Annotated in this window: 19 protein-coding genes, 1 tRNA gene and 1 other annotated feature; of the genes, 3 read left to right on the top strand and 17 right to left on the bottom strand. The window is 34.9% G+C overall.

Translation table 11 applies throughout. The features are described 5' to 3' along the window. Positions 1–53: 53 nt before the first annotated feature. A complete protein-coding gene (locus tag WKS98_RS04475) occupies positions 54–1,082 on the bottom strand; it encodes an L-threonylcarbamoyladenylate synthase (RefSeq protein ID WP_498917257.1) in 1,029 nt (342 codons plus the stop codon). After that, positions 1,063–1,998, bottom strand: coding sequence for a cation diffusion facilitator family transporter (locus WKS98_RS04480; protein ID WP_498917259.1), 936 nt, complete (start codon positions 1,996–1,998; stop codon positions 1,063–1,065). Before WKS98_RS04480 ends, WKS98_RS04475 begins: the two co-directional genes overlap by 20 nt. Positions 1,999–2,092: 94 nt before the next feature. On the opposite strand from WKS98_RS04480, the gene WKS98_RS04485 reads away from it, so the two are divergent. Then, a tRNA-Leu gene (locus WKS98_RS04485) sits at positions 2,093–2,179 on the top strand. Positions 2,180–2,282: 103 nt separating this feature from the next. Here the strand turns inward: WKS98_RS04485 and WKS98_RS04490 are convergent. The 11 genes from WKS98_RS04490 to WKS98_RS04540 all read right to left on the bottom strand — a co-directional run bounded on the left by WKS98_RS04490 (position 2,283) and on the right by WKS98_RS04540 (position 13,694). Further along, positions 2,283–2,723 (bottom strand): type II toxin-antitoxin system HicB family antitoxin, encoded by a 441-nt coding sequence (locus WKS98_RS04490; RefSeq protein WP_498917261.1) that lies wholly within the window; start codon positions 2,721–2,723, stop codon positions 2,283–2,285. Between the two features lie 31 nt (positions 2,724–2,754). Continuing rightward, positions 2,755–2,934, bottom strand: a complete 180-nt coding sequence (locus WKS98_RS04495) for a type II toxin-antitoxin system HicA family toxin (protein WP_498917263.1) — start codon at positions 2,932–2,934, stop codon at positions 2,755–2,757. Between the two features lie 120 nt (positions 2,935–3,054). Continuing rightward, positions 3,055–3,711 carry an ABC transporter ATP-binding protein gene (locus WKS98_RS04500; protein WP_498917264.1) on the bottom strand — a complete coding sequence of 219 codons (657 nt, stop codon included), beginning with the start codon at positions 3,709–3,711 and terminating at the stop codon, positions 3,055–3,057. Beyond that, positions 3,711–4,901, bottom strand: a complete 1,191-nt coding sequence (locus WKS98_RS04505) for an ABC transporter permease (RefSeq protein ID WP_498917266.1) — start codon at positions 4,899–4,901, stop codon at positions 3,711–3,713. Before WKS98_RS04505 ends, WKS98_RS04500 begins: the two co-directional genes overlap by 1 nt. Beyond that, entirely contained in the window at positions 4,901–5,311 is a 411-nt protein-coding gene (locus tag WKS98_RS04510) for a DUF4418 family protein (RefSeq protein ID WP_498917267.1), read from the bottom strand. The genes WKS98_RS04505 and WKS98_RS04510 overlap by 1 nt, the downstream gene beginning before the upstream one ends. Positions 5,312–5,625: 314 nt before the next feature. After that, positions 5,626–8,724 (bottom strand): isoleucine--tRNA ligase, encoded by a 3,099-nt coding sequence (ileS, locus tag WKS98_RS04515; RefSeq protein ID WP_498917268.1) that lies wholly within the window; start codon positions 8,722–8,724, stop codon positions 5,626–5,628. A gap of 65 nt (positions 8,725–8,789) precedes the next feature. Then, positions 8,790–8,994: a binding site (T-box leader), on the bottom strand. Between the two features lie 29 nt (positions 8,995–9,023). Further along, positions 9,024–9,488, bottom strand: coding sequence for a GAF domain-containing protein (locus WKS98_RS04520; RefSeq protein WP_498917270.1), 465 nt, complete (start codon positions 9,486–9,488; stop codon positions 9,024–9,026). Positions 9,489–9,497: 9 nt separating this feature from the next. After that, a complete protein-coding gene (locus tag WKS98_RS04525) occupies positions 9,498–10,790 on the bottom strand; it encodes an NAD(P)H-dependent oxidoreductase (protein WP_498917272.1) in 1,293 nt (430 codons plus the stop codon). Then, a complete protein-coding gene (locus WKS98_RS04530) occupies positions 10,783–12,012 on the bottom strand; it encodes a BaiN/RdsA family NAD(P)/FAD-dependent oxidoreductase (protein WP_498917274.1) in 1,230 nt (409 codons plus the stop codon). Before WKS98_RS04530 ends, WKS98_RS04525 begins: the two co-directional genes overlap by 8 nt. 72 nt (positions 12,013–12,084) lie before the next feature. Continuing rightward, on the bottom strand, positions 12,085–12,651 hold the full coding sequence (locus WKS98_RS04535; protein ID WP_498917276.1) for a hypothetical protein: 567 nt from the start codon (positions 12,649–12,651) through the stop codon (positions 12,085–12,087). Between the two features lie 368 nt (positions 12,652–13,019). Continuing rightward, complete coding sequence (locus WKS98_RS04540; protein ID WP_498917278.1) at positions 13,020–13,694, bottom strand: hypothetical protein; 675 nt, start codon at positions 13,692–13,694, stop codon at positions 13,020–13,022. Positions 13,695–13,835: 141 nt separating this feature from the next. Here WKS98_RS04540 and WKS98_RS04545 point away from each other — a divergent pair, with 141 nt between their 5' ends. Then, positions 13,836–14,183: a phage holin family protein gene (locus tag WKS98_RS04545; RefSeq protein ID WP_498917280.1), complete on the top strand. Its 348-nt coding sequence runs from the start codon at positions 13,836–13,838 to the stop codon at positions 14,181–14,183. A gap of 87 nt (positions 14,184–14,270) precedes the next feature. Here the strand turns inward: WKS98_RS04545 and WKS98_RS04550 are convergent, their stop codons facing one another. From WKS98_RS04550 to WKS98_RS04565, 4 genes are read right to left on the bottom strand one after another with little or no spacing between them, the layout of a single operon-like run. Continuing rightward, on the bottom strand, positions 14,271–14,441 hold the full coding sequence (locus WKS98_RS04550) for a FeoB-associated Cys-rich membrane protein (protein ID WP_498917282.1): 171 nt from the start codon (positions 14,439–14,441) through the stop codon (positions 14,271–14,273). Next, positions 14,431–16,575 (bottom strand): ferrous iron transport protein B, encoded by a 2,145-nt coding sequence (gene feoB / locus WKS98_RS04555; RefSeq protein WP_498917284.1) that lies wholly within the window; start codon positions 16,573–16,575, stop codon positions 14,431–14,433. The genes WKS98_RS04550 and feoB overlap by 11 nt, the downstream gene beginning before the upstream one ends. 13 nt (positions 16,576–16,588) lie before the next feature. Beyond that, positions 16,589–16,825 carry a FeoA family protein gene (locus WKS98_RS04560; protein WP_498917286.1) on the bottom strand — a complete coding sequence of 79 codons (237 nt, stop codon included), beginning with the start codon at positions 16,823–16,825 and terminating at the stop codon, positions 16,589–16,591. A 9-nt stretch (positions 16,826–16,834) separates the two neighbouring features. Then, positions 16,835–17,059, bottom strand: a complete 225-nt coding sequence (locus WKS98_RS04565) for a FeoA family protein (protein ID WP_498917287.1) — start codon at positions 17,057–17,059, stop codon at positions 16,835–16,837. 151 nt (positions 17,060–17,210) lie between these two features. Here WKS98_RS04565 and yaaA point away from each other — a divergent pair, with 151 nt between their 5' ends. Beyond that, the gene (gene yaaA / locus WKS98_RS04570) at positions 17,211–17,927 is read left to right on the top strand and encodes a peroxide stress protein YaaA (RefSeq protein ID WP_498917289.1); all 717 of its coding nucleotides are present in this window, start codon (positions 17,211–17,213) and stop codon (positions 17,925–17,927) included. The last annotated feature ends 301 nt before the right edge of the window (positions 17,928–18,228 follow it).

The following is an 18,228-nucleotide window of genomic DNA, read 5'->3' on the forward strand; positions in this document are numbered from 1 at the left end:
TTACCTCCTATTTATAATAATATAATAACACTAAATAAGGTCCTTTGTAAAAGCTAAATTATCTTTACATTGCCTGCACAAGATTTTTTTAGTCTATTCATTATCCCTATTCCTAAATTTTTCTCTTCCACGCCTTCGCATAAAATATTTTCTATTCCATCATCATCACATTGTCTAAGTATGCGAAAAATTAGCGAAGCCATCTCCAGTAGGTTATCCCTACTTCCTAGAGAATAAAATTTATAAAATGAATTAGCCAAGTCGTTATTATCTTCAAATGTTATTAGTGCAGTTTTTTTATCTTTTAAGTCACTAGCCCTTTGATTAAAAAAATCTCTCACTTTATATCTATTACCCAATATTACTTCCATGCTACCACTTGGAGCATAATGTTTGTACTTTTGTCCAGGAGATTTTGGAATTTCACCATCCTTTAATATAGACTTGTCATATTCTACAGATCCAAAATGAATTTCCAAATCCTCCTTAGAATAAAAACCAGGTCTTAAAATTAAATTTGGTTCACAGGTGCAGTCAAGCACCGTAGACTCTATTCCAACATTACAAGCTCCTCCATCTACAATTAAAGGAATTTTCTCCTTCATGTCTTCGTAAACATCAAGGGCAGTGGTTGGCGATGGCCTTCCAGAAAGATTTGCAGAAGGCGCCGCTATAGGAACCTTCGCTTCCCTTATAATACGCCTTGTGATTTCCTTATTAGGCATTCTAATGGCAACAGTATCTCCTCCACAAGTAACGGTATGTGGAATAATATCTGATTTTTTTAAAATAATTGTAAGTGGACCTGGCCAATAGTACTCAAGAGCCTTTTTAACTTTTGCAGGAACTTCTTCAACAAGTCTGTCTAGTTCCAAAATTTCAGAAATATGAAGAATAAGCGGATTGTCCGATGGTCTATTCTTCGCTTCAAAAATTTTTTTACAAGCTTCATCACTAAGTCCATTTCCTCCCAGGCCATACACTGTCTCTGTAGGTATGGCAACAAGTTCATTTTGCGTTATAAACTTTACTGCCTCTCCCACTACATTTTTATTATTTTCATTAATTATTTCTGTCTTCATCTACGTTCACCGGATCCATATGAATTACAATCTCTATTCCTGTCTTTTTTAAAATTTCTTTTTCCAAGCCATCGGCAATTGCATGAACCTCTTTGAAAATTAAATCACTAGGAAATTCCACATGAATTGAACCAACAACCTTTCCTTCACCATAGTCATGTAGCTCTAAGTCGTGGGCACCAAGTACATGATTTCCATTTTCAGCAATTTTCATAATCTTTTCTTGAGTGTTCTTCGGAAGTGCCTTTCCTAAAATATAAAATGTGGAATGTTTTAATATTTCAATTCCCGACTTAAATATAATAATCGAAACCAAAATTCCCGCATATCCATCTATGTTAATATCAAATATAATAAATATCAATATTGAAGCAAGTATTCCTATGGATGAAATAACATCATTAACCGCATCTTCCGCAACTCCTATCATGCCAAGGGAGTTTATCTTTTCACCTACAACCTTGTTGTAGATATATAAAAATACTTTTAAGAAAAGGGACACTACAAGCAAAGCTACTGAAATTAACGAAGTGTTTAGCGCCTTTGGTTCGATAATTTTTTCCAAAGAAGATTTAAATAAAAAACCTCCCGTTAAGAGTATAAGTATTGCAACTAAAAAGGATGCAATGTATTCATACCTTCCATGCCCAAAGGGATGCTCTTCATCGGCGGGCTTTCCAGCCAAGTAACCACCAACAATGGTTACAATGGAAGAAAGAGAGTCCACCAAGTTATTAAAAGCGTCTGATATAACGGCGATGGAATTTGCAAATAGTCCCACAGCAAGCTTTATTCCAAAGAGTATTAAATTAAAAATCACTCCTATGTAGCCAGACTTTCTAATATATCCATTCCTTACATCAGGATCTTCTAAGTCGTCATTAGAATTTATAAAAATATTTTCTAAACTTTTCATATATTCCTCTCAAAAATCTTAATATTAATATTATATCACGAAAAAATCTTGAAGGGCATTTGAAAATATGTTAATATAGTTAAGTGATTGACCTGCCGGAGTGGCGGAATTGGCAGACGCGCGGGACTCAAAATCCCGTGGTGGCAACATCGTGCGGGTTCGACCCCCGCCTCCGGCACCAAAGTGCGTTTTCGTATATGGAAATGCACTTTTTTATTTTGATTTTTTAAAGCAATAAAAAAGACACCTCTACGGATGTCTATGTTTTTCAAAACTATGATTAATTAATTAATTGCTATTTTTTCAATTGCCTCTGTTAAAACTTTTGAAAAATTTAAATTTAATCTTTTTCCTAAGTCATTAGACCACTTAGGTATGGACAAAGTCTTTTTCACAAGTTCATTGCTTCCCAAATAATCTTCTAATTCAACATATACCATGGAAATAAAAGAATTTTCTTCATCATAATTGAATTCAAAGTCTTTATCATCTTTAAATGGATTATTTTTAGAAAGAGATATTTCACTAATCTTACTCCTTTTAGGAATCTCTTCTCCACTTTCCAATAGATCTGAAACCATCAACCCAAGATAGTCACTTGCCATTAACATGGCATCTTCAATATTTTCTCCCTGTGTTCCTCCTCCACCTAAATTTGGAAAAGAAATATAATAGTATTCTTCATCGGGAATATAATAAAATAGAGCTGGATAACTAATTATCATTTTATACCTCCTTTTTACTTAAGATTGAGGGCTATTTCAGCCCTGCATCCTTAAGTATTCCATTTTCGGTTCCTTTTTTAAGTTCACCGTGTGGAACAATAATTGGTCTTTTGAGTCCTGGCTTCTTTAATTTAATATGGGATCCCTTGCCCCCCTCTACTTCTTTAAAGCCATGCTTTTTAAGAAGTTTGACCATTTCAGCTTGTGTCATCGGCATGTATACCTACCTCCTGACAATTATATTTTAATACGTGTTTACACGTAAGTCAATGGAGGATTTGTCTTTTCGCAAAATAAAACAAAAACAGGAGAATATTTCATCTCCTGCCTTTTATTTTAATTTCAATTCACTATCAACTATCTTGTATTTTATTTCTCCTAAGGCTTCTACTTCCGGGTCATGGCTTGCAAGTATTATCGTCTTGCCCATATCCCTCCACTGTTTAAAAAAATCTAAGGTCTTTTCCTTCCAGTGTTTGTCCAAGTCATTGGTTGGCTCGTCAGCAATAATTATTTCAGGGTTTCTTGCGTGGTTTATTGCAAGCATTGCCCTTCTTCGTTGTCCTCCACTAAGTGTATGTGGAAGGCTATTCTTTTTATCTTTTATGCCGATTGTGTCTAGAAGTTCTTCTATTTCACTTTGAGTGATTTTTCTTCCTGATACTTTTGCTGCAAATTCTATATTTTCAGCAATTGTAAGTGCCTTTATCATTACTGAGGATTGAAATAGATATCCATAGGTCTTTGAACGAAGATTTGATATCTCTTCATCGTTTAAGTTCCAAATATCTTTATCCTCTACTAGAACTTTTCCTTCTGTTGGTTTTAAAAGCCCTCCTATTATCATTAATAGCGTGGACTTACCCGTTCCCGACTCCCCTGATATTGTTGTTATTTTACCTCTTTCTATCTTCAGGTCGATATTTTTTATTGGGGTTACAGCTTCTCCAGTTGTAAATGTCTTTGTTATATTTTGTAATTCCAACATTATATCCCCCCTGTAATAGCTTGGCTCGGTTCAATGGATGAGTTCTTCATTATTGGTCTTATGGTTGCAAGTAGTGAAATCAGTATGGCAAATACTAGACTTAGCAACATGGAAATAATTATTTGTCTCACGTCCATGCCCAGTGGGAGTGCCATAAGTTTTCTAATTCTCTCTGTTATAAATACCGTTGAGAGTCCACCGAGAATTGCTCCAATAAGTCCAGCTGTTCCCGATTGAATTAAAACTTCTAGGAAGCTCTCTTGTAGCACTTTCTTCTTGCTAAGTCCGATGGAGCGAAGATATCCTATTTCCGTCTTTCGCTCTTTTGCCATCATATTATATAGGGTGGATACGGCAATTGCAGTTGTTAAGAACACTAAAATCGCAAATATTAAAAAGAGTTGTAGAAATGTGTTTGCTTGTTCTTTTACCATATCCCTAACTTGTGAAACGTGAATTACGCCAGCTTTTAAGTCTTCAATTTTTAAGCTGTCTATAAATTTATTTACATCCACTCCATCCTTTAGTTTTATAAATGAAGTGGTTATTAATTTTCCTGGATCTTTTTCGTCGAAATAGTCGGAAGAAAATGTATTTTTACCTAGCATTCTTACGGTGTCTATGTCCATAAAGATGGATTCGTCAAATCCACTTCCTGTTCTATAAAGCCTTCCCTTTACATCAAAGACATTATTTAAAAGAAATGCCTTTCTGCCAAATTCATTTCCTACGTTTTGGCCCAGTACCATCATACCATCTTCAATTTTTTCTATTTTTTCATTTTCAAGCCATGGCTTTATTAAAAAGTCAGACTCACCATCTACTCCAACAATTCTATAAATTTTATCCGTACTGCAACATGCGGCCCCAGGCAGGGTTCTTATAAAAAATTCGTTTGTTACTTTTTCTATTTTATCCTTAGGTAGTCTTTCCATTAGCTTGTCTTCTTCAATGTACTTCATTTCAGCGACGCCACTGTATAGAAAGTCCTGTGGATTGCTCTCTGCTTCAGCTGGATAGATAACCACATCCGCACCCATTCTCTCTTCATTAAGCTTTAAACCGTCGTCAATTTCTCTATAGATGTTATACACAACGGTAAAAACTAAAGTGGAAAGAAGGGTCACAAAGATTGCCAGTAAAACTTGATTTTTCCTTCTGAATACATTTTTTAATGCCAGTTTAAACACTATAATTCTACCTCGTTCTTAATAAGTAATTGTAAAATTCCAAGAACTATGTACACCACGCCAATTACAATAGTGAATGTCTTCATTGTGTGGCATGCCATACCTTCCATTTTACATACTCCAATACCTACATTGTCAATGGTTATGGCAATCGATAAAACTCCCATGCCTAAAAGTTCAAGTGTAGACTTTGAGTTTTTAATTATATTTGCAACGGCAACAACTGCTGTGGCAATTCCTAAGTAAAGTAACGTTACATCTGTCCAATGGCACTTCATAGGAACTTCCATTCCCTTAGCAGTCTCTATCATACCATCGCATGGTGTTGCAAAAGTCTTTAGTCCAATAATAAGTACTACTGATGCAACTATTGCCAAAATATTATAAATTTTACTTGAATTTTTTTTCATGTTGTTTTTCATTTTTATCATTCCTTTTTAGGTTTATATTTTATTTCTACTTTTGAAAGTATACTAATTATTAATGGGAAACTAGCTCTTGATTTAATTCATAAGGCTCTATCCTTTTTTAAAATACCCTTCTATTTTTGCTGATTAGATATGTATAATTATTTTGCCATCAATTTTCGCCCCTATATATTTAATTTTCAAATAATCTCATTTCTATTGTATTATATCAACATATTATTACTATTTCAAGATTGATCATTCATTAGCATTAATAGAAAAAAATCCCCTACTGCTTTCACAGTAAGGGAAAAAAATTATTTCTTTATTAATTTTATTTTTATTTCTTCACCATTTAAGTCAACTGTCTCTTCATTTAAGTCATTGTTTACTTTTATTTCCACTGCTAGAGTTTCATCTTTAATAAATTCTCTAAACTTTTCAACAGCACTTTCAACTTCTGCTGTTGGTGTGTACTCTATGATGATGTTGTCTAAGATGTCGTAGTCGTTTGACTTTCTCATCTGTTGAACTTTTGATATGAACTCTCTTGCATATCCTTCTGCCTTTAGCTCTGGAGTTATGGTAGTGTCTAAGATTACGAATAGATTGTTGTCCATTGTTACGTCAAAGCCCTCTTTTGCTGAGACTCTAACTTCAACGTACTCTCTCTTAATTTCCGTATCTTCATCTTTAAGCTTAACTTTTTGAATAGTTTCGTTTAGTTTTGAAACAAATTCCTTAGCGTCCACTTCTTGTAGGAACTTTTGGAAGTCTTTAATCTTTCCTCCAAGAATTCTTCCTGCCACTTTAAAGTCAGGTTTTAATTCATAGTTCATAAACTCTGAAAGATCTTTTCTAAATTCCACGTCTTTTATATTAAGTTCTTCTTTTATAAGTGGAACTAAGTCCTCAATAATCTCTTTATATTTTGCATCTACCACAATTTCCTTTAATGGTTGTCTTACTTTTATATTTACTTCTTCTCTTGAAGCTCTTCCTAGAGTTACAAGTTCTCTTACAATATCCATCTTCTCTTCAAGTTTCATATCGATAAGTGACTCGTCTTCCTCTGGTATGAAGTCAAGATGTACAGACTCTTTATCTGTAAGGTTTCTATACATTTCTTCTGCCATAAAAGGTGTTATTGGAGCGATTAACTTTGTAAGTCCAAGTAAGATTTCGTATGTGGTATTGTATACTGCCTTTTTGTCGTCATCAACCTCTGTCTTCCAGAATCTTCTTCTGTTTCTTCTGATATACCAGTTTGAAAGGTCTTCTATTACGAAGTCGGATATTTTTCTTACAACCTTTGTTACTTCAAATATATCCATATCTGCCTTGTATTCTTTAATAAGGTTATTATATCTTGAAAGAATCCATCTATCTATTTCTGGTCTATCCTTTGGTTCTATATTGAACTCTCTAGGGTCAATGTCGTCTGTGTTTGCATATAGCTTGAAGAAGTTGTAGGTGTTTTTAAATGATCTAAAGAATTTACTTTCAACTTCTCTAAGTCCGTCCACGTCAAATCTTGTTGGTACCCATGGTGGAGATACATATAGTGAATAGAATCTCACAACATCTGCGCCATATTCATCGAATAGCTCTATTGGGTCCAATGTGTTTCCTCTTGACTTAGACATCTTCTTGCCCTCTTTGTCTAAGATAAGGTCGTTTACAAGTACATTTTTATAAGGCGCCTTGCCTGTAGTTAACACTGATATTGCAAGTAGTGAATAGAACCATCCTCTTGTTTGGTCAATACCTTCGTTGATAAAGTCTGCAGGGAAAAGTTCTTCAAAGAAGTTCTCCTTATTTTCAAATGGATAGTGATGTTGTGCAAAAGGCATTGCTCCAGAGTCAAACCAAACGTCAATAACGTCTTTTTCCCTTGTCATTACCTCTCCACACTCTTCACATCTTAGGTGAACATCATCAACATATGGTCTGTGTAGTTCTATATCTTCAGAGATGTCTTCGATTGCTCTTTCCTTAAGTTCCTTTCTTGAACCTACAGATGTGGTGTGGCCATTTGGACACTTCCATACAGGGAATGGTGTTCCCCAGTAACGTGATCTTGAAATTGCCCAGTCATTTAGGTTTTCAAGCCAGTTTCCAAATCTCTTTTCACCAACGAATTCTGGGAACCAGTTTACTTTGTTGTTTTCATCTATAAATTTATCTTTAAGTTTTGTAACTTCAATGTACCATGATGGTTTTGAATAATAAATTAGTGGTGTTCCACATCTCCAGCAATGTGGATAGTTATGTTCAACCTTTTGTTTTTTGAACACCTTGCCCTGTTCTCTAAGGTATTTAATAACTTCAGGGTCAGCGTCCATTACAAACATACCCTTCCAAGGAGTTTCGTCAAACTTCCCTTCTTCATTAATAGGGTTTATAAGTGGAAGGTTATATCTTCTACCTGTTTGATAGTCATCCTCCCCGAAAGCGGGTGCAGTGTGTACAATTCCAGTACCGTCGCTAATGGATACATAGTCTGCCACTGTTACAAAGAAAGCCTTCTTGTCAGGTTTAATAAATGGAAGTAGTTGTTCATACTCCATGTACTCCATGTCCTTGCCCTTAAGTTCCTTTATAACTTCGTAGCCTTCTCCAAGAACGCTATCTGCCAATGCCTTTGCTACATAGAACTTATTTCCATTTGACTCAGCTAATATATAGTCAATGTCTGGGCCAACTGTAAGTGCTACGTTTGAAGGTAGGGTCCATGGTGTAGTTGTCCATGCTAAAAAGTATTCATCATGGTCAACTCTCTTAAATGCCACAGTGATTGTTTCAGTCTTTATATTCTTATAACCTTGAGCAACTTCGTGTGATGCAAGGCCTGTTCCACATCTTGGACAGTATGGAAGTATTTTTGCGCCTTCATATACAAGGCCCTTCTTGAACATATTGTCAAGTAACCACCATACGGTTTCGATGTAGTTGTTATTTAAAGTGATGTATGGGTGGTCCATGTCCGCCATAAAGGCCATTCTATGAGACATCTCTCTCCATGCCTTTTCATATGTGAAAACAGAATTTTTACATTCTTTGTTAAAGGCTTCAACACCATACTCTTCTATTTCTTTTTTGCTTTTTAAGTTTAATTTCTTTTCAACTTCAATCTCAACAGGAAGTCCATGTGTATCCCATCCTGCTTTTTTCTTAACTCTGTAGCCCCTCATAGTCTTATATCTACAGTTCATATCTTTTAAAGTTCTAGATATAACATGATGTATTCCTGGTTTTCCATTTGCTGTAGGAGGTCCGTCAAAGAATACATAGTTTTTATCCTTTGGTCTTTGCTTTACAGTTTCATGTAATAAGTCAATTTCTTTCCAATACTCTGCAGTAGCAATCTCTCTTTCTCTTACCGGCTTATTGGAAAGGTCTTTAAATTTTGCCATTCTATATTCCTTTCATTCTATATTACAATTTGGTTGATTAGAAAATAAAAAAATCCCTAGTCAAAACTAGGGACGAAATTTCCGCGGTACCACCCAAATTGTGAATTGTTTTCACCACTCAAAAACTTAACGCGTTTAACGGGATACTCTACATATCGAATATCCGACTCCAAGTTGATCCATCTAACACTTTGGCAATTCGTTCCACCAACCCGAATCTCTCTATAGCCTCCACGAAAGAACGTACTCTTCAGTCTTCAATGCATTATATTTTATAATTAGTACTAATAATTGTCAAGTTATTTATCTGTAAAGTCTATTGAATTTACAAGAAGTGTCCTAATTTGTTCCACAAAGTCTTGGTCTTCAACTGTGAAGTTGTTTATAAGATCTGAGTCAATGTCGATTACACCATAGCACACGTCATTTTTTATTAGAGGCACTACAAGCTCTGATTTTGCAGAATCGTCACATACAATATGTCCTGGAAATTTTGAAACATCATAAACCTTTTTTGTTTCCATAAGCAGTGCAGCAGTTCCACAAACACCTGCACCTACAGGTATTTTTATGCAAGCTGGCTCTCCCACATATGGCGCAAGAATTAAATCGCCATCTCTATTCATTAGATAAAAGCCTGCCCATATAACATTTTCCATACTACTAAAAAGTATTTCTGAAACCCACATAAGTTTTTCGTCTATGGTCTTTCTCTTTTGCAATTCATCTACAAAATTTTCTAAAATTTTATCGTATTTTTCCATTTTCATCTCCTATAGTCCCAGTTCATCCTGTTTTTTCCTAAGTTTTATAATAACTTGGTCTTCTTCAAGTTCAACCATATCATAGGTTATAGGCTCATCCTTCTTAACATCCACCTTTAACTTTGTCTTCTTTGTTATAAGGCCAATAGGTAGTAGATTTTTCTTTCTCTGATCAATATGACTAATAATTTGTCCATATACATCCTTGCCACCAATCCCCTCTAAGGTTTGCCCTTTCTTAAGGTCCCTCTTTGCCAGTGTAATGGTGTCTGAAACCTGTCCCTTTTCAGGAACTATTGTCGGATCCTTTTCAACGATTGCGTTATAAATCGTAATCGGCGTTTCAAGGCTTGTTAAATGATATGGTCTATATAGCACATAGTTTGGACCTTCTCCCATGGATAAGTAGCCCATTAGGTCATGCACTTCGGTTGTATCATGGGTCACAACTGCAAACACTCCCGGCGCAATGCCAAAGCAAAAGTCCACAATGCGGTAGCTATTTAAAATACCACCTTGTTCTTTTAGAGCAAACTGCTTTGCCATGCTCTTTATGTCTGTGGTTAGTCCATGGCATCCCGGGATGTCTGGAGTAAATCCAAGGGCATTTGCAATTGAAGTAAGCTCTATCATTGTGTTTGTTCCATCTACAAAGGCAGTTAACATCTTTGGATAAAGTCCTTTTCTCAAAGCCTCTTCTCTAAGGTCATCTTCCGTTGCATAGTAGTTTAAAGGATTGTTCTTTCCCTTACCTACAGCAAGTAACTTAAAGCCCGCTCCCACTGCAAAGTTTGCAAGTTCCATTATGGCTCCTGGCTCATCTCCTGCAGAACCAGTGTACACAACTTTATTTTTCTTTGCCCTGTCATATATAATCGGTCCAACAACTGCGTCACATTCCACGTTGAGCATAATTATATTTTTGTAATTCTCGATTGATTCTAGTGCAAGCTTTGCACCAAAAGGAGGGTTACCAGTTGCATCAACAACTCCCTGAATCTTATCCAGCCCATAGGATAGTTCGTAATTTTCAGTTATTACAAACTGTCCCTTCTTCATGGCAAGTTCTGCCTGTGATTTTTTATTTGTAAAGATAATGTCCTCTTCTTTAACTCCGGAAGAAAGGTAGGCGTGCTTTGCCTTCTCTGGTTTTTCTTCAACTATAATTGAAGTCTTCATTCCCTTTATTCTACTGATTTGATTAACCAGTCCTGTACCCATCTTGCCGCTTCCTACAAGAGCAATCTTTAATTCTTCTCCTCGGTCCGTAAGCTCCTGTAGCTTTCTTGTCATTTTAAACATTTTCCACCTCGTCTATTCCCTGGGCACATGCATATGCCGATGCCCAAGCCCAGTGCAGATTGTAACCACCACAGTCACCATCCACATCAATTATTTCACCAATTAAGTAAAGTTTATCATATATTTTTGATTTTAGAGTCTTTGGGTCAATCTCTTTAGTATCCACACCACCACAAGTTATCTGTCCGTCCTTTTCAGACTTATATCCAGTCACTTCCAGACGTAAATCCTTACACTTATGGCAAATTGATTTTACTTCCTCATTAGTAAGTTCATTAACATGATTTTTATAAATTTCCAAATCTCTAATGATTAAATCAGAAATATTATCATGAAGAATACAGCTTAATAAATCCCTTGGACTCTTGTATCCATTTTGGCTTATGGATGAAATTAAAAAATTAAAAAGCTCTTCCATCTCCATATGGGACAACAAATCAAGGGATACAAATACTTTATTTCCATTTTTTAATTCCTCAATTGCCCGTCCCGATATCTGTAATATTCCAGGTCCAGAAATTCCATAGTCAGTAAATAAAATATCCGAAGATTGTTTTAATATCTTCTTTCCATCCTTTACTAAGTAAACATCACCTAAAACCTTCGTACCTTGAATGGTCTTGTATAGACTCTCCTTAGTATTAAGCTGCACAATGCCAGGGTAAGTCTTCGTAATACTATGTCCCAAGTCTTCCAGAAGGCTATAACCATTTCCATCGGAGCCTGACTTTGCCATGGCCCTGCCCCCAGCTGCAACGATTAAATAATCAAAAGTATATCCACTGTTATCATACTTTAAAATTCTTACATTTTTCTTAAAATCTATTTTCTTTATATAAGAATTTAAATGCACAACCACATTTTGATTTTCCGCCTCCTGTATTAATGCCTGTGCAATGGTCTTTGCCTGAAGACTCATGGGATATACCTTTCCATCTTCCAGTTCAATCTCCTTTACACCGAGGCCATTGAAAAACATTATACAGTCGTCGTAAGTAAAATTATTTATAATTGACATGGGAAACTTTTCATTTTGTCCATGAAAGTTTTCTATACTAATATTTGAATTTGTAAAGTTGCATCTTCCATTGCCCGTTGCATAAATCTTTTTTAAAAGCTTGTCATTTCGTTCAAATATATGAACTTCATGACCAAGTCTTGCAAGTTGAATAGATGCAAAAACTCCGGAGGCTCCCCCTCCTATAATTCCAATTTTCGCCATAACTCCTCCTACATTAAAGTATAAACTAAAAGAAGTCGTTTATAAAGCAAAAGACAGCCTCCATGGCTGCCTTTATTTGTTTTCAAATGTAACAACTACAAAATTCCCATTTTTAACTTGCTTTACGATACTTTCTTCATTAAAATCTTGAAAAGTTATTGTAGAATTACTTTCATATTGTTTAAAAATCGCAATAGGTTTAGAAAGTTTTATTTCATCTTCCTCTGCGCCTTCAGTTATAAAACCACCTTCAAGCTCTGTGTAGGGATTTTCCATTTTATATGCGCTTGTAAATCCTTCTCCCTTCGTGTCTGTTACAGAAACATCAAGGTTTGATTGGTGCATACTTACTGCAATAATACCTTCCTTATTAATAAGTTCGCCCATTTCAAGCACATCTTCCTTATTTAACTTGGAGTCCTTCACAGACCAAAACTCTATTTTAATATTTCCGATTTTGTCATCTAGCTTATAACTTACCACCGCAGAATCAGGATTTAATGATTTAAATATCCCACCATCAACTTCGCTAAATTCATATGGCATTACGGTCATTTCCTTTTGGTTATTAACTATTCCTTGGCATGATACAAAAAGTAACATGGCAATAAGTACAATAAAAATACTACGTCTTTTCATATTATCACCTCGTGTATATTATACCACCGTGATGGAGTGAGTGTGCTTTTTCTTCTCCTACCTCTCACTTCTAACTTACCACTTCTATTCAGTCATCCTGAGCGAGCGTAGCGAGCCGAAGTATTCTTGACCTAACAGAAGACGAAGTCTTCGTTGTAGGTCAAATGTCGATCTCGTTTCACTTTCCGACAGGAAAGTGTCAGAAGGCGACCTCAAAAAAGCTAAGCTTTTTTGTTCCTCTTCCCTAACTTCCAACTTCTTACTTCTCACTTCTATTTTCACTTCTCACTTCTAACCTCTCTTCAGAGATTCTTCGACCCCAAAATTCCTACGGAATTTTTCCGCTCAGAATTACAGAGTGAAAAAAATCATTTTTCGTTTATTATTTTTTCAAGCTCATTATAATCATCTTTATATTTAGTGTCTTTGTATTTTTCTCTCGTCACTTCTAGAAGCTCTTTTGCTTTGTCAAATTCCTCTTCTACTATATAGTGGGTTATTTCTAATTGCACCAGTGACTCGCTGTAGCCTTCTTCATCTTTATACTTTTTAAATAAATTTTTATTTGCCCCATACAACTCTTTGAATTTCTCGTAGTTTTCTAGTTTAAAATTGCAAACGCATAGATTTATATAGTAAACAAGTCTAACTCTTTCGTCCCTAAGTTTTAAAGGCTTTATATTTTCCAGCGTCTCTTTTGCCTTTTCATATTCTTTATCTTCTACATATCCTGCTGAAAGGTTAATCCTTATTATGTTTTTTAAGTTCTCACCCTTTGCTTTTTTAAGTATCTCTTCCATCGCACTATTAAATTCACCGTAATTGCCCTCATGGAAAAGCACAAGTTTTTTCTTTATCTTTGCAGACATAATTACAAAATAAATTGTGTTTACAATTAATATAAATAAAATTAGTGCTACACCAAATTTCAAGTAGTAGTCCATAAATGTAGATGGATCTATTTTTAAAACATTTTGTAGAACTAATAATAGAACTCCTAGCACAAGACCTAGTCCAATCATAATTTTAAAATTCTTTTTCATACTTCCTCCCATTTTCTTTCTTATTTCTATTTTACCATCAAAGAGCCCCTGTAAAAAATTTTTATTTCATCCCATATCAAATTGTTTTAATTAATTGTTATGAGGGTATAATTGTTATACGGAAATTGAAAGGAGAATATTATGAAAGAGAGAAATTTAGTTATTGATTTATTATTAAGACTTGTAGTGTCAATGGCTGTTGTAGCGGTTACCGCATTTTTTGTTCCAGGAATGAAGTACAGTGGAGGTTTTAAAACCCTAGCACTTATTGCAATTGTAATTGCAGTTGTACAACAAATTTTAGACTCTGCCTTTGGACTTTCAAGGAGCGCTAAGGGCTGTTCTGGATTTTTAGTAACTGCACTAATACTTTTTATTACTGGTAAACTTATTTCTGGTTTTACTGTATCAATACTTGGCGCACTTATTGGTGGCGTAATATTTGGTGGTGTTGATGCACTTATTCCGGGAGAAAAACTTCATAAATAAAGTTAAGCTATTGGGGGTAACTCAATAGCTTTTTTAATTATTTTTACAAATTAAAAGGCGCTCATCATACGACGAACGCCTAATTTTTTATTTATCTTCATTTACATGGCAACCGTGGCAGCCTTTGCTGCATTCGCATCCGCAGTCACATGTGCCTTTGTTCTTTACAACTCTTCTTATTGCAAATATGGCTAATAATATTACAAGCCCTATTATAATGTAGTCTATCATTCTACCACTTCTTTCTTTAATTTCCACTAACTGAATAGTTTAAAACTCCTTGACTATCCTTATATTTGTTCGGTCTAAATAATAGGTATAGATATAACGCTAATATTACAAATGCAATTGCAGTCGCAATATTAAATCCTGTTTTTAAAACTGCAAAGGCACCAATTTGATAAACCATGAAAGCTATTGTGTAGGAGAAGAATAGTTGATATAGTAAGGCAAATCTAAACCATTTTGATGAACCCATTTCTTCTTTAATTGCTCCCAGTGCTCCAAAGCATGGTAGAGTAAGTTGGTTAAATAGGATGAATGAGAACATTGAAACGGTGTTGAAGTTTTCAAGGATTACCTTTCTCATAGCATCTCCACCAGCTTCAGCTCCTATTCCTGAAACTACTCCATAGGTACTTACAACAACTTCCTTAGCAGCAAGACCGAAGAATGTTGCAACTGTTGCCATCCAGTCTCCAAATCCAAGTGGTGCAAACATAAATGAAAGCTTTCTACCTATAAGCGCAAGAATTGATTCTGCTCCATTATCATCAAAGCTTATAAACTCTCCATGAACTGAAATGTTGGTGAATAACCAAATTATAAGTGCAGATAGTAGGATAAGTGTTCCCGCCTTAACAATAAACGCCTTACATCTATGTCCTGTTGCTTTAAATACATTTTTCATACTTGGCATATGGTACTCTGGAAGTTCCATTACAAATGGTGCAGGGTCACCTTGGAATCTGCTTGTCTTCTTTAAGATAACACCAGAAATGATTACCGCAAGTATTCCTGCAAAGTACCATAGAGGTGCATACCACCAAACTCCACCTAAAACCGCACCAAACATTGCTATGATTTCAGTCTTCGCTCCACATGGCATAAATGAAGCAACTGTTATGGTCATTCTTCTATCGTTATCATTTTCAATTGTCCTAGTTCCCATGATTCCTGGAATTGAGCATCCAGTTCCTATAAGGATTGGAATAAATGATTTTCCTGAAAGTCCAAACTTTCTAAATACTCTGTCTAGGATAAATGCAATTCTCGCCATATATCCCACATCTTCCAAGATAGATACAAGGAAGAATATTGTTGCGATTACTGGTAAGAAACCTAGTACTGCACCAACACCACCGATTATACCATTACCTACAAGGGATGAAATCATTGGTGATGCACCTTGATTTTCTAAAAAGCCATTAACTGCATCTGGAATCTTTTCTCCAAGAAGTTCATCGGCCCACCAGTCGTTTACAGGACCACCTACAAGTTCAACTGCTATATAATATATAATTGTCATGATAACTATGAAAATTGGTATTGCTAAAAATCTATTAGTAACAATTTTGTCAATCTTGTCAGTTCTTGAAAGACCTTTCTTTTTCTTCTTTACAGTGTCCTTTGTAACGCCAGATACATATTCATATCTTGCGTCGGTGATAATACCTTCACCATCGTCTTCAAACTCTTCGCTAGCTCTCTTAATAACTTCATCAACTTTTGTTTTTTCATCAAGAGTTATTGCAATTTCTTCAGTAATTTTTCCATCTTCTTCAAATAGCTTTATAGCTATCCATCTCTTAGAAGGATGATCCTTAATTGAAGCTACAATCTCTTCAATTTCAGTTAAGTACTTTTCTACACCTTCATCAAATGTCTTGATTTCAGAGTGCTTTGTTCCTGCATAAGACTTTGCAGTAGAAATCAGGTTATCTATATTTTCTTCCTTTAAAGCTGATATCTCAACAACTTTACAATTTAATTTCTTTTCGATTTCCTTTGAATCTATTACTTCACCATTTTTTCTAACTACGTCCATCATGTTCAAAGCTATAACAAGAGGAATTCCTAGTTCAGAAAGTTGTGTTGCAAGGTATAGGTTACGTTCAATATTAGTTGCATCAATTACGTCTATAATAACATCTACCTTTTCGTTCATTAAGTAATTTCTAGATACAACCTCTTCCAAAGTGTATGGTGATAAAGAATAAATTCCTGGAAGGTCAGTTATACTTACTTCCTTATCCTTTTTGTAGATACCGGTTTTCTTTTCTACAGTTACCCCTGGCCAGTTACCCACATATTGATGAGAACCAGTTAGGGCATTAAATAGTGTTGACTTACCACTATTTGGGTTACCGGCTAATGCTATTGTTATGTCCATTTCTCAATTCTCCTTAATCATTATCCACAGTTTCTTCAACAATAATCATATTTGCATCTTCACGTCTGATGCTAAGCTCATAATTTCTTATGTTTATTTGAACAGGATCTCCCAAAGGCGCAACCTTTCTAACATAAAGTTTCGTTCCCTTTGTAATACCCATGTCCATGATTCTTCTCTTTAGCGGCCCCTTACCTTCAATTTTTTTGACCACATAATAAGAACCAACCTTTGCCTCTCTTAAAGTCATATGTACCTCCTAACCAACTATAATTTTTTTTGCTATATCTTTACCGATGGCAACTCTTGAGCCCTTTACCTTCACAATTAAATTGCCACCTTGTTCAGATACCACCATGATTTTTGCACCTTCTACAAAACCAAGATTACTTAAGTGTCTATCATTGTCTTCGCGTTCAGCAAACTTATCTCTTACCTTTATTATTTCTAGCTCCTTTTCCAAAGGTGCCATTAATAAGTTCATTCTCTCACCTCAACTTGTAATTTAACGTTATGATATTGATAACCTTAATGACTATTAGTACCATAACACAAACTAATTCACTTTTCTATGCTTTTGCCTTATTTTTTAAAAAAATTTTTCAATTTTGTTATAATGGGTACGGAGGTGGACCATGAAAATAATTTTTTCACCAAGCAAAGAGATGACTTTTAATAGACCAATTGAAGAAAAAACTAAATTCAATGGGAAGAAAAAAATAATAATTAAAGAATTAAAAAATCTAAAACCTGAAGACATAAAAGAGATCTTCAAAATTTCAGATAAAGTTTTAAAAGAAGTTTTGATGTATATAGAAGACTTTGAAAAGAGCGAAAGCTTTAGAGCAATAGAGATGTATCACGGCATTGCCTTTCGTTCATTTGATGTTGAAAGCTTAAATGAAGACGAAAGAAAATATATGGATGACCATTTAAAAATTTTGTCTACATTTTACGGTCCTCTATGCCCTGAAAAGTTAGTTCGACCATATCGCCTAGACTTTAATACAAAATTAAAAATAAATGGCGAAAGTCTAAAAAACTTTTGGAAAGAGGAATACAATAAGGCCTTTGATAAAGACGAAGTGATTTTAAACCTGGCGTCAAACGAGTTTTCAAGCCTGCTAGATAGAAATAAATTTAAAATTTACGACTTCGAATTTTTCGAAAGAAAAGAAGATAAATTAAAATCCCACTCAACCACATCAAAAAAAGCAAGAGGGCTAATGCTAAATTACATTTGCAAAAATAAAATAACAGAATTGGAAGAAATAAAATTATTCAATGTAGATGGATATAAGTACGATAAAGACTTGTCGGATAAAGGGAAGTTTGTGTTTATTAGAAGTTAGAGATTTTTTCCTATCAGGATGACAACTATATTAAGTTTTCATTGTAATATAGCGAATATGTCTCCCGAATGTCATTCTGAGCGAAAATTTTTACGAAGTAAAAATTGGAGTCGAAGAATCTCTGAAAAAGAAGTAAGACCTTAGAAATAAATCATTAAAGAAAAAGAAAGTCTCCAAAACAAAATACAAAACCAGAAGAAAATCCAACAAGATTTTCTTCCTCTTTACAACGGGGTCTTGGGGCTTGCCCCAAGTCGTTGGGAGGTAAAGGGGGTTCAAGGGGGAAAGGAACCGTACGAAA

It is taken from the genome of Lagierella sp. ICN-221743 (assembly GCF_037890055.1).
Taxonomy (GTDB): domain Bacteria; phylum Bacillota; class Clostridia; order Tissierellales; family Peptoniphilaceae; genus Mediannikoviicoccus.

Excerpts from the sequence above, each read along its gene's own strand:
- WKS98_RS04475 (WP_498917257.1), bottom strand. The coding sequence starts at position 1,082 with ATGAAGACAGAAATAATTAATGAAAATAATAAAAATGTAGTGGGAGAG.
- WKS98_RS04480 (WP_498917259.1), bottom strand. The coding sequence starts at position 1,998 with ATGAAAAGTTTAGAAAATATTTTTATAAATTCTAATGACGACTTAGAA.
- WKS98_RS04490 (WP_498917261.1), bottom strand. The coding sequence starts at position 2,723 with ATGATAATTAGTTATCCAGCTCTATTTTATTATATTCCCGATGAAGAA.
- WKS98_RS04495 (WP_498917263.1), bottom strand. The coding sequence starts at position 2,934 with ATGACACAAGCTGAAATGGTCAAACTTCTTAAAAAGCATGGCTTTAAA.
- WKS98_RS04500 (WP_498917264.1), bottom strand. The coding sequence starts at position 3,711 with ATGTTGGAATTACAAAATATAACAAAGACATTTACAACTGGAGAAGCT.
- WKS98_RS04510 (WP_498917267.1), bottom strand. The coding sequence starts at position 5,311 with ATGAAAAAAAATTCAAGTAAAATTTATAATATTTTGGCAATAGTTGCA.
- ileS (WP_498917268.1), bottom strand. The coding sequence starts at position 8,724 with ATGGCAAAATTTAAAGACCTTTCCAATAAGCCGGTAAGAGAAAGAGAG.
- WKS98_RS04520 (WP_498917270.1), bottom strand. The coding sequence starts at position 9,488 with ATGGAAAAATACGATAAAATTTTAGAAAATTTTGTAGATGAATTGCAA.
- WKS98_RS04525 (WP_498917272.1), bottom strand. The coding sequence starts at position 10,790 with ATGTTTAAAATGACAAGAAAGCTACAGGAGCTTACGGACCGAGGAGAA.
- WKS98_RS04530 (WP_498917274.1), bottom strand. The coding sequence starts at position 12,012 with ATGGCGAAAATTGGAATTATAGGAGGGGGAGCCTCCGGAGTTTTTGCA.
- WKS98_RS04535 (WP_498917276.1), bottom strand. The coding sequence starts at position 12,651 with ATGAAAAGACGTAGTATTTTTATTGTACTTATTGCCATGTTACTTTTT.
- WKS98_RS04540 (WP_498917278.1), bottom strand. The coding sequence starts at position 13,694 with ATGAAAAAGAATTTTAAAATTATGATTGGACTAGGTCTTGTGCTAGGA.
- WKS98_RS04545 (WP_498917280.1), top strand. The coding sequence starts at position 13,836 with ATGAAAGAGAGAAATTTAGTTATTGATTTATTATTAAGACTTGTAGTG.
- feoB (WP_498917284.1), bottom strand. The coding sequence starts at position 16,575 with ATGGACATAACAATAGCATTAGCCGGTAACCCAAATAGTGGTAAGTCA.
- WKS98_RS04560 (WP_498917286.1), bottom strand. The coding sequence starts at position 16,825 with ATGACTTTAAGAGAGGCAAAGGTTGGTTCTTATTATGTGGTCAAAAAA.
- WKS98_RS04565 (WP_498917287.1), bottom strand. The coding sequence starts at position 17,059 with ATGAACTTATTAATGGCACCTTTGGAAAAGGAGCTAGAAATAATAAAG.
- yaaA (WP_498917289.1), top strand. The coding sequence starts at position 17,211 with ATGAAAATAATTTTTTCACCAAGCAAAGAGATGACTTTTAATAGACCA.